Origin of the sequence: Micromonospora sp. WMMD998, from assembly GCF_029581235.1 — a bacterium.
Lineage (GTDB): Bacteria > Actinomycetota > Actinomycetes > Mycobacteriales > Micromonosporaceae > Micromonospora.
In genome coordinates, this window is sequence record NZ_CP120740.1 from 880,001 (window position 1) to 893,046 (window position 13,046).

General features: G+C 74.0%; 12 protein-coding genes and 1 pseudogene. 8 read left to right on the plus strand and 5 right to left on the minus strand.

All coding sequences use genetic code 11. The features are described 5' to 3' along the window. The first annotated feature begins 38 nt into the window (after positions 1 to 38). Positions 39 to 2,615 carry a helix-turn-helix domain-containing protein gene (locus O7619_RS04080; protein ID WP_282285775.1) on the plus strand — a complete coding sequence of 859 codons (2,577 nt, stop codon included), beginning with the start codon at positions 39 to 41 and terminating at the stop codon, positions 2,613 to 2,615. A gap of 221 nt (positions 2,616 to 2,836) precedes the next feature. Here the strand turns inward: O7619_RS04080 and O7619_RS04085 are convergent, their stop codons facing one another. Further along, positions 2,837 to 3,331 (minus strand): MarR family transcriptional regulator, encoded by a 495-nt coding sequence (locus O7619_RS04085; RefSeq protein WP_282285777.1) that lies wholly within the window; start codon positions 3,329 to 3,331, stop codon positions 2,837 to 2,839. A gap of 101 nt (positions 3,332 to 3,432) precedes the next feature. Here O7619_RS04085 and O7619_RS04090 point away from each other — a divergent pair, with 101 nt between their 5' ends. After that, positions 3,433 to 4,014: a YceI family protein gene (locus tag O7619_RS04090; RefSeq protein WP_282285778.1), complete on the plus strand. Its 582-nt coding sequence runs from the start codon at positions 3,433 to 3,435 to the stop codon at positions 4,012 to 4,014. A 248-nt stretch (positions 4,015 to 4,262) separates the two neighbouring features. Further along, positions 4,263 to 5,741, plus strand: a complete 1,479-nt coding sequence (locus O7619_RS04095) for a glutamate--cysteine ligase (protein WP_282285779.1) — start codon at positions 4,263 to 4,265, stop codon at positions 5,739 to 5,741. 969 nt (positions 5,742 to 6,710) lie between these two features. Here O7619_RS04095 and O7619_RS30125 read toward each other — a convergent pair. Next, positions 6,711 to 7,583: pseudogene (locus tag O7619_RS30125) on the minus strand (hypothetical protein); the annotation flags it as partial. 91 nt (positions 7,584 to 7,674) lie between these two features. Here O7619_RS30125 and O7619_RS04105 point away from each other — a divergent pair. Beyond that, positions 7,675 to 8,376: a PASTA domain-containing protein gene (locus tag O7619_RS04105; RefSeq protein WP_282285781.1), complete on the plus strand. Its 702-nt coding sequence runs from the start codon at positions 7,675 to 7,677 to the stop codon at positions 8,374 to 8,376. 108 nt (positions 8,377 to 8,484) lie between these two features. Beyond that, positions 8,485 to 9,447 (plus strand): PASTA domain-containing protein, encoded by a 963-nt coding sequence (locus O7619_RS04110; RefSeq protein WP_282285782.1) that lies wholly within the window; start codon positions 8,485 to 8,487, stop codon positions 9,445 to 9,447. A 3-nt stretch (positions 9,448 to 9,450) separates the two neighbouring features. On the opposite strand, the gene O7619_RS04115 is transcribed toward O7619_RS04110, so the two are convergent. Beyond that, a complete protein-coding gene (locus O7619_RS04115) occupies positions 9,451 to 9,909 on the minus strand; it encodes a hypothetical protein (protein ID WP_282285783.1) in 459 nt (152 codons plus the stop codon). A 104-nt stretch (positions 9,910 to 10,013) separates the two neighbouring features. Next, positions 10,014 to 10,301, minus strand: coding sequence for a hypothetical protein (locus O7619_RS04120; RefSeq protein WP_282285784.1), 288 nt, complete (start codon positions 10,299 to 10,301; stop codon positions 10,014 to 10,016). Positions 10,302 to 10,794: 493 nt separating this feature from the next. On the opposite strand from O7619_RS04120, the gene O7619_RS04125 reads away from it, so the two are divergent. From O7619_RS04125 to O7619_RS04135, 3 genes are all read left to right on the plus strand, one after another. After that, positions 10,795 to 11,676 carry a helix-turn-helix transcriptional regulator gene (locus tag O7619_RS04125; RefSeq protein WP_282285785.1) on the plus strand — a complete coding sequence of 294 codons (882 nt, stop codon included), beginning with the start codon at positions 10,795 to 10,797 and terminating at the stop codon, positions 11,674 to 11,676. Then, positions 11,646 to 11,867: a DUF397 domain-containing protein gene (locus tag O7619_RS04130; RefSeq protein WP_107158178.1), complete on the plus strand. Its 222-nt coding sequence runs from the start codon at positions 11,646 to 11,648 to the stop codon at positions 11,865 to 11,867. Before O7619_RS04125 ends, O7619_RS04130 begins: the two co-directional genes overlap by 31 nt. A 151-nt stretch (positions 11,868 to 12,018) precedes the next feature. Beyond that, entirely contained in the window at positions 12,019 to 12,423 is a 405-nt protein-coding gene (locus O7619_RS04135; protein ID WP_282285786.1) for a hypothetical protein, read from the plus strand. On the opposite strand, the gene O7619_RS04140 is transcribed toward O7619_RS04135, so the two are convergent. Beyond that, a complete protein-coding gene (locus tag O7619_RS04140) occupies positions 12,391 to 12,987 on the minus strand; it encodes a hypothetical protein (protein ID WP_282285787.1) in 597 nt (198 codons plus the stop codon). The genes O7619_RS04135 and O7619_RS04140 overlap by 33 nt on opposite strands. Positions 12,988 to 13,046 lie beyond the last annotated feature (59 nt).

Genomic DNA, 13,046 nt, shown 5'->3' on the forward strand with positions numbered 1-13,046 from the left:
CTGTGGAGCGTCAGATCCCATCCGTACTCTTCGTGCCCATGACTCCGGACCATGATCGTTCACGGAGCCCGGGTGGTCGGACACCGCTGTCCGACCTGTTGCGCGGGCACCGGCTCGCCGCCGGCCTGACCCAGGCCGAGTTGGCGAGCCGGGCCGGCGTGGGCGTGCGGACCGTCCGCGATCTGGAGCGGGGCCGGGCGACCCGGCCCCAACGCACCACCGTCGGCCTGCTCGCCGACGCGCTCGGCCTGACCGGCGCGACCCGGCGGGAGTTCGTCAGCACCGCCCGGTCCGCGCCAACCACCGCGCCGGCCTCTGCGCCGCCCTCCCCGCCGGCCTCCGTGCCGGTCGGGGCCACCCCCGATCCGGGTACGCCGATCGCACTGCCCCAGCCCGTGCCGCTGCTCGGCCGGGAACACGACGTGACCGAGGTGTCCGCCCTGCTCGACGCCCATCCGGTGGTGAGCCTGGTCGGGCTGGCGGGGGTCGGGAAGAGCGCGCTCGCGCTCACCGTCGCCCACGCCGTCGCGGACCGGTATCCGGCCGGTGTGGCCGGGGTGCTGGCCGGCGAGGGCTCGGACGTCGCCGAGGTGCTCGCCGCCTCGACGGCGGTGTTCGGCGTGAGCCGCCTCGCCGACCTCCCCTGTCGGCTCGGCGGCCGACCGGCGCTGCTGCTCGTCGAGGCCGTCGAGCGGGCGCCCGGGCCGGTGGCGGAGGCGCTGGGGTCCCTCACCACCGCCGCGCCGACTCTGCGGGTGCTGGTGACCGGCCGGCGGCCGCTCGGGCTTGCCGGCGAGATGGTCCGGCCCGTCGCGCCGCTTGACGTGCCGCCGGCCGGGGCCGAGCCGGCGGACCGGTCCGAGCTGGCCCGCTGGCCCGCCGCGGCGCTCTTCGCCACCCGGTTCACCCAGGCCCGGCACGCGCCGCCGGCACCGGCGGAGCTGCCGGCTCTCGCCGCGCTCGTCCGCCGCCTCGGCGGCCTGCCCCTGGCCATCGAGCTGATGGCCGCGCGGGGTCGCATCCTCGACGTCCCCGAACTGCTGGATCGGTACGGCGACCGCGTCCTCGACCTGGCCGACGCGCGCCCCGGCCGGGAGCCCGCCGACCCGGCCGCCGGCACGGTGACGTTGCGCGAGGCGGTGGCGACCAGCTACCACCTGCTCGCCCCGGCCGAGCGCCGGGCGCTGCGTCGGCTCTCCGCGTTCCGGAACCGCTGGTCGGTCGAGCTGGCCGAGGAGTTGCTCGCCGACGGCGGCGAACGGTGGGACGCGGTCCCGCTGCTCGACCGACTGCGCGAGTTGGGGCTGCTCAGCGTCCGGGGCACCGGTCCGTTCCGGTTCCGGCTGCTTGATGCGGTCCGGGAATTCGCCGCCGAACAGGCCGAGGTGGAGGGCGAGACGGCGGGCATCCGGCTGCGCCACGCGTCGGTGACCGCCGGCCTGGTCCGGCGTACCGCGCCCGGCCTGGTCGGCGCGGAGATTCCCGGCACCGTGCACCTGCTCGACGAGGCGACCGGCGACATCGGCGCCGCGCTGGCGTACGCCGCGCAGGAGGCTCCGGGGACGGCGCTGCTGCTGGCCGCGGCGCTGCCCCGGTGGTGGCGGCTGCGCGGGCGGGACGTCTCCGGTCGCCGCTGGCTGCGGCGGCTGCTCGCCGATCCGCGTACCGCCGACGCGCGACCGGTGTTGCGGGCCTGGGCGTTGCTGGGCGCGGCCCGGCTGGCCGCCGAGCACGGGGAGGGGCCGGAGGAACTGCCGGCGGCCCGGGCGGCGCTTGCGACCTTCGCCGAGGTCGGCGATGTGACCGGGGAGTTGTCCGCCCGGTCGGTGCTCTGCGCGGTGCTGCGGGGGCTCGGCGCGCACGACGAGGCCCGGGAGCAGGCCGAGGCGGCGCTGGAGCTGGCCACCCGGCACCAGCGGGTACGCGAGGTGGCGGTCGCCCAGCACCACCTGACCTGGCACGACGTGCGGGTGGGGGAGCTGGCCGGTGCCAGGCGGCGGCTGGCCACCGTCGATCGGTTGGCAGCGCAGTCCGGTGACCAGCGACTCCGTCTACTGGCCCGGGCCGATCTGGCGGAACTGACCAGGCTGGAGGGCCGATACGCGGAGGCGGCCGAGCAGGGGCGGCGGGCGGCGTCCGCGCTCGTGGAGTTGGGCGATCCGGGGCGGCTGCGCCGGACGATCGGCTCGGTCGGGCTGGCGCTCGCGCTCGATGGGCACGACGACGAGGCGTTGGCGGTGGTGGCCGAGGTGTGGCCGTCCGGCCCGGTGCCGGGTCCGCGCCGGCCGCCCGCCGCGGAGCGGTGGGACTCGCCCGGGTGGGGTCGGAACGCGCACACGGAGGACGCGCTCCGCGCGTTGATCGAGGGCCAGGTGGCCCTGAACCGGGGAGACCGGGAGCTGGCGGCGGAGTGGTTCGCGGCGGCGTCCGAGGCCGGCGCCGACGGTGCGGACCGGCGGGACCTGGTTGAGGCGTTGGTGGGGTTGGCGGTCAGCACCGACGATCCGACGGTGCTGGACCGGTTGGACCGCGCGCGGCAGGTGACAGGCGTCAGCCTGCTGCCGCGGGAGGAGAAACTGCTCTCGCCGCTGCGGGAACGCACCCGGTGGGCGTGAGCGGTGCCGGTGCGGTGGAGAGGCGCGGGGGTGGCGCGAGCGAAGTAGCCCCCTGGTGCTGCCCCTCGCTCCACGCTCGCGCCAGCACCCCCCGGTGCCCCCCGCGACTGGAAGCCTATCCAGGCGGGTCAACCGGTTGATGCGTCTATATCGGCTTTTGCCCCGGGGCTCGGGTGGTTCTGCCGGTCATTCTGCCGGTGACCGGCGGGTAACTGCGGGGGTCAGCAGGGGTCGGCCCCGGCCGGTTCGGTGCTGCCGGCGGTGGCACCGGGATGGACCGCGTCGCGCACCTGGCGCAGCCCGTCCAACAGCCCGGCGAGCTGAGCCGGTTCGAGCTGGCCGGTGAACCACTGCTCGATGATCTTCAGATGGCCGGGGAGCGTCTCGTCCAGCCGCTCCAGGCCCGAGGCGGTCACCACCGCGAAGGAACTGCGCCGGTCGGAGGGGCAGGCCCGGCGGCAGATCAGCCCGTCCCGCTCCATCCGGTCGACGACGCGGGTGACCCCGCTCGTCGACAGCGAGGTCTGTGCCGCCAGATCGGTCATGCGTAGCTGGTTGTTGGGCGAGCGGGCGAGCCGGGTCAGCACCTCGAACTCGACCGGCGAGAGCCCGTGCTCCTCGAACTGGGCGGCGAACCGGGCGGACAGCCCGGCATGTGCCTCGTAGAGCAGGCCGACGGCGGTGATCCGGGGGTCGTCGAACACGTTCTGGTCCACGTCACCATCCTAGCAGCACTTGACACGGGGAATATTGCTGTAGCTATAGTTGCTTAGTCAGCCGTTGGGCTACTAAACAATCTTCTCCGGAGGAACGCATCATGACCAGCAGCACCGAGGCGACTACCCGCGACTGGGAAGGTCTCACCATCCCGGCCCCCGGCACGTACCTCCTGGACGCCGCGCACAAGCGCGTCGGCTTCGTCGCGCGGCACATGATGGTCAGCAAGGTACGCGGTGAGTTCGCCGACGCCACCGCCACCATCACCGTCACCGACGACCCGCTCCAGTCCTCGGTCACGGCCAGCATCCAGGCCGCCAGCATCAACACCGCGCAGGCGGACCGGGACGCGCACCTGCGCAGCCCGGAGTTCCTCGACGCCGAGCAGTTCCCGACGCTGGAGTTCCGCAGCACCGGTGTGAAGTCGCGTGAGGGCAACGAGTTCGTGCTCACCGGCGAGCTGACCGTGAAGGGCGTGACCCGTCCGGTGGACCTCGAGGTCGAGTTCGAGGGCGTCGGCCGCAGCCCGTTCGGGCAGGACATCTTCGGTTTCTCGGCGCACACCGAGATCGACCGGGAGGACTTCGGCCTGACCTGGAACGTCGCCCTGGAGACCGGCGGCGTCCTGGTCGGCCGCAAGGTCAAGATCGAGATCGAGGGCGAGGCCATCCGCCAGGGCTGAGCCCTCGCGTCAGCCCCACGGGCCCGCACCGTCACCCGACGGCGCGGGCCCGTCCCCGTCCTACCCGGGCGTGGATGTCGGGAGGTGCGGATTGTCACGTGGCTGTCGGGTGGCGGTGGGGTACGAGTGCTCCACCTGCGTCCGACCCGGCGTTCGCCGGGCCGGACGCACTTACGCACACCACGTGAATGGTTCACAATGCGTTGCGGAACGCCAACGGTTCCGTGGCACCGGCGCCGGGAGGACACATGGGCAAGGACGTCGAGCAGGGCGCCTTCACCCGCGAGGATCGGGTCCGCTACCGGCAGAAGGTCCGGCGCTGCCTGGACGTCTTCGCCCTGATGCTCGACGACTTCGGCTTCGACGCCGCCCGGCCGATGACCGGGCTGGAGATCGAGCTGAACCTGGTCGACGCCGCCGCCGAACCGGCCATGCGCAACGACCAGATCCTGGCCGACATCGCCGACCCGCTCTTCCAGACCGAGCTGGGCCAGTTCAACCTGGAGCTGAACGCCTCGCCCCGGCTGATCGAGGGCACCGGCTTCACCGACTACGAGCGTGACCTGCGCAGCAGCCTCAGCCGCGCCGACGAGCGGGCGGCCAAGTCCGACGCCACCATCGTCATGGTGGGCATCCTGCCCACGCTCACCGAGCGCCACCTGGTCGCCGACAACCTCTCCACCGACGCGCGCTACCGGGTGCTCAACGACCAGATCGTCGGCGCCCGGGGCGAGGACATCGAGCTGGACATCAACGGCGTCGAGCGGCTGCGTACGCACACCGACTCGATTGCGCCGGAGGCCGCCTGCACCAGCCTTCAGTTCCATCTCCAGGTCGCGCCGGACAGCTTCGCCGACCACTGGAACGCCGCCCAGGCCATCGCCGGTGTGCAGGTCGCCCTCGGCGCCAACTCGCCCTTCCTCTATGGCCGGCAGCTCTGGGCGGAGACCCGGATCGCCCTCTTCGAGCAGGCCACCGACACCCGGCCCGACGAGCTGAAGGCCCAGGGCGTACGCCCGCGGGTCTGGTTCGGCGAGCGCTGGATCACGTCGATCTTCGACCTGTTCGAGGAGAACGTCCGCTACTTCCCACCGCTGCTGCCGATCTGCGCGGAGGAGGACCCGGTCGAGGTGCTGCACGCCGGCGGCGTGCCTCAACTCGGCGAGCTCCGGCTGCACAACGGCACCGTCTACCGCTGGAACCGCCCCGTCTACGACATCATGAACGGCCTCCCTCACCTCCGGGTGGAGAACCGCGTCCTACCCGCCGGCCCGACCGTGGTGGACATGCTCGCCAACGCCGCGCTCTATTTCGGCCTCGCCCGCGGTCTCGCCGAGGCCGACCGTCCGATCTGGAGTCAGCTCACCTTCAGCTCCGCCGAGGAGAACTTCCACGCCGCCGCCCGCCGCGGCATCGACGCGGTGCTGCACTGGCCCGGCCTCGGTGACGTGCCGGTCACCACGCTCGTCCTGGACACGTTGCTGCCGGTGGCCGCGCAGGGGCTGGACCGGTTCGGCGTCGCGCCGGCCGAACGTGACCGTCTCCTCGGCGTGATCGAGGGGCGCTGCCGTACCGGCCGCAACGGCGCGGTGTGGCAGACCGAGACGGTGTGGGCCGCCGAGCGGCACCGTGGCATGGACCGGAAGGCCGCGCTGCACCACATGGTCCAGCGCTACGCCGAGCTCCAACGCGCCAACGACCCCGTCCACACCTGGCCGGTCGAGTAAGGAGGGGCCCCCGCTTAACGCTTTTGGTAGAGGCGGGGCCCCCGCTTAACCACTGGGCTGGGCACGTCGCCCAGTCCGTTTGAGTGGGGCCGGCTCTTGCGCGGGTCATGGGGCGGCAAGGCGCGGGTCATGGGGCGGTGAGACGCGCGTCGTGCGGCGGCGAGATCAGCGGGCGCGGCGGCGGGCCTTCGGCTCGACAGCCGGGGATGCCGGCCCGACCGGGCGATCCTCGGCGTCCGACTCGTCCCTGCCCGACACGTCCTCGTCCCTGCCCGACACGTCGGTGCGCGGCTTCTCGTCGCGGCCGGCGGCCGGATCGTCACCCGGCTCGCCCTCGGGCTGTCGCTGCCGTGGCACCGCCCGGCCACGACGATCGGCGCCGGACCGCGCGCCACCACCCGGCTCGTCGGCCACCCGGCCGGCGGTACCCACCGTTGTGTCCGGCTTCGCTGCGGCCGTCGACCGCGGCCGGGGGCCGGCCGTCGTCCCCGGATCGGGGACGTCATCAGCTCGCCGACCAGGGCTGACCGCCGTCTTCGACCCGGTGCCGGCCGTCGTCTCCGGCCCGGTGTCGGCCGCCTTGTCGGGCCGGCGGCCAACCGGCGTCGTGGTCGCGTCCGTCGCCCCGGTACGGTCGCCGACATCGGGCGAAGCGGTCGCGTGAGGCTCGCCCGTGGATCGGTCAGCGAGCGTCGCGCCGGCTGTGGCGCGGCGCCGGAAGAACCGCCCGGCAGGCTTCTTCCCACCGCCGGCCGGCTCCGCCGCTGCGCTGCCCGGCTCGGAAGCTGCGCTGCCCGGCTCGGAAGCTGCGCTGCCCGGCTCGGAAGCTGCGCTGCCCGGCTCGGAAGCTGCGCCGCCCGGCTCGGAGGCTGCGTGCGCCGTCGGCTCCGCCTCCCCGTGTCGGGCCGGCGCGGTGGCCGGCTCCCCGGCGAGTTCACCGGAGCCGGTCACCGGCGCGTCGTCGGCCGCCCGCCGGTCGGCCCGCTGGGCCAGCGCGGCCACCAGGACCGAGCCGCCCACCCCGGCCATCACCGCGTACGGGGCGATCAGGTGGGCCGACAACTGCTCGGCGGCGATGCCGGCCAGCCGTGGGACGGCCAGCAGGTATGCCAGTGCGACAAGCAGCGGGCCGGCCGCACCGGAGGCGGCAGCGCCGATCCGCACCCGCGGCGACCGAACCGCGCGCCGGGCGGCCAGCACCCCGATCACCAGGGCCGAGCCCAGCGAGAGCAGCGCACCCGGCCAGTAGAAGTAGTCGCGGATCCAGAACCGCGCGCTGTCCGCGCTGATCTGCCAGATGCCGAGCTGGGCGGTGGTCAGGCCACGGCCGGAGAGCACCCCGTCCACCACCGACACCACGGCGAGCAGCCAGAGCCAGCCGGTGGTGGCGATCAGGTTGGTGGCGGCGGCACGGGTGTGCAGCGCCCAGGTCGCCAGCAGCACGCCGAGCACCAGCCCCGCAGCCGCGTACGCGGCGGCGACGGTCTGCGGCGCCGAGGTGTCCGGGACCCGGGCGGCCCGGGCCGGCACCGCCACCAGCAGCACGGTGACCAGTGCGCCCACACCGGCGGCGAGCGCGAGACCCAGCCGGGGCAGCGTGCCCGAGGGCTCGTCACCGCCGCGCAGGCGCTGGGCGCAGACCGCGCCGGCGATGACCGAGGTAGCGGCGATCCAGGTGGCCCAGGCGAGGCTCGCCACCCAGGCCGACTCGATCCGTACCGCGCCGGTCGGCGCCCAGTTGATGATGCCGAGCCCGTAGCCGAAGCCGAGCTGCGCGGCGCCTGCGCCGGCAGCTACGCCGAGCGCGGCGGCGGTCGATCCTCCCCAGCCCCGTCTGGCCATGCCGGGCAGCGTAACGTCCCGAGGTCGGCCCGGCGAGTCGTGGGAGCGCCGACCGGCCGCGGGTGGCTTGGTGGCACCGGTTACGGTGCCGGTGACTGAGGCGGGAGACGCGATGACGGACGAGCGGCAGCCGGTGCGCGACGAGAACGGTCCGAACCGTACCCGGCTCTTCGTCGGCGGCGCCGTGGCGGTGGTCCTGCTGGCGGTCATCGGCGGAAGTGTCGGCTGGACCCTGGCCGGTGAGTCGGACCAGCCGTCCGCCTCGTCCGAGTCCACGCCGCCGACGGCGGTTTCGCCGCCCCGCCCGACCGAGAGCGTGCCCGCCGAGGACCGCCCCACCGCGGACGGCCCGACGGGCACCCGGTCGGCCACCCCGGCCGGTCTCACGGTGCCGGAGCTGGTGGGCGCGGACTTCGAACGCGCCCGACAGGAGTTGCGCGACCGGCGGCTCGGCTGGCGGCTGGTGTTCGGGAGCGGCTCGGGCCGCGCGGTGGAACGCACGTCACCGTCGCCCGGCGCCCCGGTGAAGCGCGGTGTCACCGTCACCGTCTGGGTCGCCGGTCCGGCGCCGGCGGTCACGGTGCCCGACCTGGACGGCCGGGCCTGTTCCGACGCCGCCGACGAGCTGGTGGAGGCAGGGCTCTATCCCCGCTACCGCACCGGTCGCCAGGGCTCGGTCTCCGCGCAGGATCCGGCCGCCGGGGGCACCGCCCGTTGGAACGACCAGGTCGCGCTGAGCTGCGGCGATGCGCCTTCGGGTACGCCGACGACCAGCCCGCAGCCGACGCCCTGAACGGATCGGTACGGCCGGCCGGCGCGCTGATCCCGGCAGGCGTGGTGGTGGAACGCTACGGTGGACGATCGAGGGCCGTGTGCCCCGTCCCGGTGGGGAGTGTGTGTCATGAGCGACGACCGTCAGCAGTCACCCGCCGGCGACATGGACGCGACCCGGGCGCTGCCCGCGGACCGGAGCGGCGACGCCACCCGCGCCACGCCCTCGGGCGGGGCCTCCGGCGACGACCCGGACGCCACCCGCGCCATGCCGTCGGACCGGCCCGCAACCGACGCCGACGCGACGCGGGCGATGCCGGGGAACGCGGCCGGTCAGGACGCCGACGCGACGCGCGCGATGCCGGGGAACGCGGCCGGTCAGGACGCCGACGCGACGCGGGCGATGCCACGGAACGGGGCGGGGGACGGGGAGAACGCCACGCGCCCCCTGGCCGGCGGCGCGCCCCGGCCCCTCGACGCCACCGGCCGCCAGGAGGTGGTCGGCGGTGGGGCCTGGTCCGGCCGGGCCGGGGTGCCGCCGCCGCGGCCGGCGGGTTACCCGGAGCCGGGCGCCGAGTGGTACGGCGACGAGCAGGCCGGGCGGCGCTGGTGGATGCCGATTTTGCTGGGCATCCTGGCGCTGATCCTGATCGGGCTGATCGCGGCCGGGGTCTGGCTGGCGTTGCGTGCCGCGGATCGCGACTCCGGTCCGGGTACGTCACCCTCGGCGGTGCCGAGCACGTCTGCGTCGCCGAGTGCCACGCCGACGAGCGCGTCGCCGAGCAGTTCTCCGTCGAGCACACCGCCGAGCACAGCGGCGGCGGAGGTGCCGATGCCGCCGTTGGTGGGGCTTCCGGAGGGTGCCGCGCGGTCGGCGCTGGAGCAGCTCGGGATCGACTACGGGGTGCAGCGCCGGCCGTCGGACCGGCCGGCCGGGACCGTGATCGCCACGGATCCGGAGGCTGGTTACTCCGTGGGCGAGGGTGAGCGGGTCACCATCGTGGTGGCCGCGCCGGCGGCGCCCACGACTGGCGCGCCGACGACCGGTGGGACCAGTCCGGGTTCCACGCCGGCCACCTCCGCCACGCCCTGACGGTCACCACTGTCGGCGTCGGGTGCCGACCAGGCCGAGTCCGGCCAGCGAGATGGCGAGACCGAGCAGCCCGGAGTAGAACAGCGACCGGCCGGGGTCGGTCGAGGTGAGGGGCCGGTCGGCAAGCGTGCCCTCCCCGGCGCCGGTGCCCGCCTGGTCGGAGCCGAGCGGCACGTCGGCTCCACCCGCCGCCGACAATTCGTCCTGGTCCGGCTCGTCCCGGTCCGGCCGGGCGTACGCGGGCTCGTCTGCCGCCGGATCGGTGGCCGTCCGGGCGCCCTCCCCGGCTACGGTGATCGCCGGGGCCGGTACGGGGTCGGCGGCGAGTGGACCGGTGGCGGAGAAGGCCGGTTGGCGGGCCGTGAGCGCGAGCGCGATCGCGCATCCGAGGAACGCGAACAGCCCGAGGGCGTAGCCGATGCGAAACCGGTGGTGCCGCCGCGCGGCGGGCAGTTTGACCATGACCATCCCTGGTTCAGGGTCCGTGGCGCGCGGGGTGGAACGTGCCGGGGTGGGCGTCCTGATTCTATGGCCCCGGCACGCCCACCCGGCGGGAAATCCTGAGGTCAGCCCACCCGGACCGCGGTCCGGGCCACCGGGCGCCGGGCGGTGCGGACGGTGTGCTGACGAGGGGTCGGGGCGGCGTGGATCCGCCGTAACCCCTCCTGCTGCACGAAGATCGACCGCCTGTTGACCGCGTCTCCCGCCGCGTTCAACTCGTAGCCGTCGAGCCAGATCCAACCGTCGTACGTCGGCCAGTCGAGCACCCGGATCATGCGGAACATGATCGGCCGGAAGAACTGGACACTCGCCGCGCGCGTCACGTGCAGTACGTCACCGGAGCGGGGAAGCACATGGGCTCCTGGGAGGGTTCGGCCGGCGACGGGGCCGGCGAGGTTGAACGGGGGTCGGTTGCGGTCCGGTGACGGGGTTCTGCCTGGTGGACCGGCGGTCGGTGGCTCGGTGCTGGTCGGGCCGTACCCGCGGTGGCGGACCGCCACCCGACCATCACCCGGCTGCTCCCGGTTGCCGCTCCCGCCGCCGCAGTCAAGCTGGCGTGCAGCGGCGGGGTCTCCATTCCGGTGCAGGTCGCGCACGGCGCGGTCGACTCCCCACCGGCCACGCCTCGAGATCAAGTGAAGACGGTGAGTAACCCGCGCCATACGGACAGAGTGCATCAGCGACGTGCGACATGCAAGTTGCACGTCGACTTTTGCTGATAGGTGAGCGGGACACGTGAACGGGACGCTTGATGCGTCTGGGATACGGGCGGCACACTGGACGCCGGTTTCGCCCGTCGCGGCCGGTCGAGGACCGGCATCCCCCTGCCGTGCACTAGGAGACTTCGTGAGCGAACGGCGCAGCCCGACCATCCGCCGGCGTCGACTCGGGGCCGAACTCCGTCGGCAGCGCGAGGCGGCCGGCATCACCATAGAGGCGGTCGCCGAGCAACTGGAGTGCTCGGCGTCCAAGGTCTCCCGGATCGAGACCGGGCACACCACCGCGACGCCCCGCGACGTGCGGGACATGCTCCGCATCTACGGGGTGGTCGGCGCGGAGAGCGACGAGTTGGTGCAGATCGCTCGCGAGGCCCGACAGAAGGGCTGGTGGCATCCCTACAGCACCGTGCTGGTCGGGGCGTACGTCGGCCTGGAGGCGGCGGCCAGCACGATCCGGGCGTACGAGCAGCAGGTCGTGCCCGGCCTGTTGGAGACCGAGGAGTACGCCGGGGCGATGATCCGCGCCGCCCGGCCGGACTTCACCGCCGATCAGGTCGACCAACGGGTGCGTGTCCGATTGGGTCGTCAGTCGTTGTTGACCCAGGACGATCCGGTCGATCTGTGGGTGGTGCTCGATGAAGCGGTGCTGAGCCGGCCGGTTGGTGGCGACGCGGTGATGCGTGGCCAACTCAAGCGGCTGGTGGAGGTGGCCGAACTGCCGAACGTGACGGTGCAGGTCCTGCCCTTCGAGGTGGGAGCGCACGCCGGCATGGACGGGACCTTCTCGATCCTCGGCTTCCCCGAACCCAGTGATCCCGATGTCGTGTACGCGGAGAACGCCACGGGTGGGCTCTTCCTGGAGAAGAGCGACGAACTGCAGAAGTACAGCTTCATCTTCGATCACATTCGAGCAGCGGCCATTCGACCGGAGGAGTCCGTCGCACACATCGCGAGACTGGCAGAGGAGCCGCTGTGGAAATGGCGACCAAGGAGTTCCCCGTGGACCTGACGCAGGCGACGTGGTTCAAAAGCTCGAAGAGCGGGCCGAACTGCGACAACTGCGTGGAGGTCGCTTACGTGACCGGGGCGGTCGGCGTCCGGGACTCGAAGGACAAGGCCGGTCCGGCCCTGGTCTTCGCCCCGGGTGACTGGCACGCCTTCGTCGCCCGCGCCAGGGGCGGGGCCTTCGGCCAAAGCTGATCCGTACCCCCGGAAGCATGGTCCCGCCCGGCAGCGTCGCCGGGCGGGACCGTTCTCGTCGGCGTGCCGGCGACGCCGGTCACCCGTCGCCAGTTCCGTTCCGCCTCGTTGAACCGCACGGATCGGCAACCGAACGAGGCAGGCGAGACGGATGACGACGATCGGTTCAGAGAATCTCACCACCGGCCCGGGCAAGCCCGAGCGGTTCGGTGGCAAATACCGCGGGGCCCGCCGGGACACCGTCCTCACCGAGGTGGTCTCCGGTGACGGCGACGAGCTGGCCGGTCGGGACACCGTTGCGCCGGAGCAGGCCGCCCCGGCGCTCTCCCTGCCGTCGCTCGACCCGAACCCGCTCACCGAGCCGTCCTTCCCGCCCAGCGGCTGGCCGGTGGAGCAGCCGGAGTCCCTGGTGGACCATCCGTTGCTGCGTGGCCTGCTGCTGGAGTTGCCGCCCAGGGGCAGCGTGCCCCCGCCCGGCTGGCTCGACCGCTGGTTCGAGGCGACCCGGGCGATCCTGGAACTGCTATACGTGCAGGGCGCCGGCCGGTCGCGCTGACACCGCCGGCTGCATGGCCCGCTCGGCGAGCCGGCTGTGCCGCAGCGCGTGGCGTACCCCGATCGTGGACACGCCGAGCACCGCGACGGTGATCGCCGGGCCGGCCACGCCCGGCGTGGCGAACAGGTCGACCCCGAGGGCCGGCAGCACGGCGACGAGCGCCGCGAGCGCGGTCGCCTGGAGCGGAAGCGCGATCAGCGGGTGCGCGGCGGCGGCTCGCAGCGCGTGCGGGGCCGGGGTTTCCGGCGCGGCGGCGAAGGCGCCCGCGCCGGCCCGCAGCCGCCGGACCCGGCGTGCCGTCCACATCCCGACGACCGCCGCCGGCACCGCCGCGACGGCGAGCCCGGAGGCGGCCCGGTCGATCGCGGTGTCACCGGCGCTCTGGAGGCCCGCGACGAGGACCGCCGCGGTGAGCGCGAGGCCGGTCACCACCAGGGCGGACAACCATCCGGTACGCCGCCGCAGCGACCGGGCGCGGTCCAGCCCGGGCAGGCCCTCCGCGACCAGGCCGGCGGCCAACCAGACGGCGGCGACGGGGAGCAACACGGCGAGACGGTCATCCATGGCCCCCAGCCTTGCCCACTTCGACGCGCACCGAATCCGGGGCGGCACCCCGCTTACCC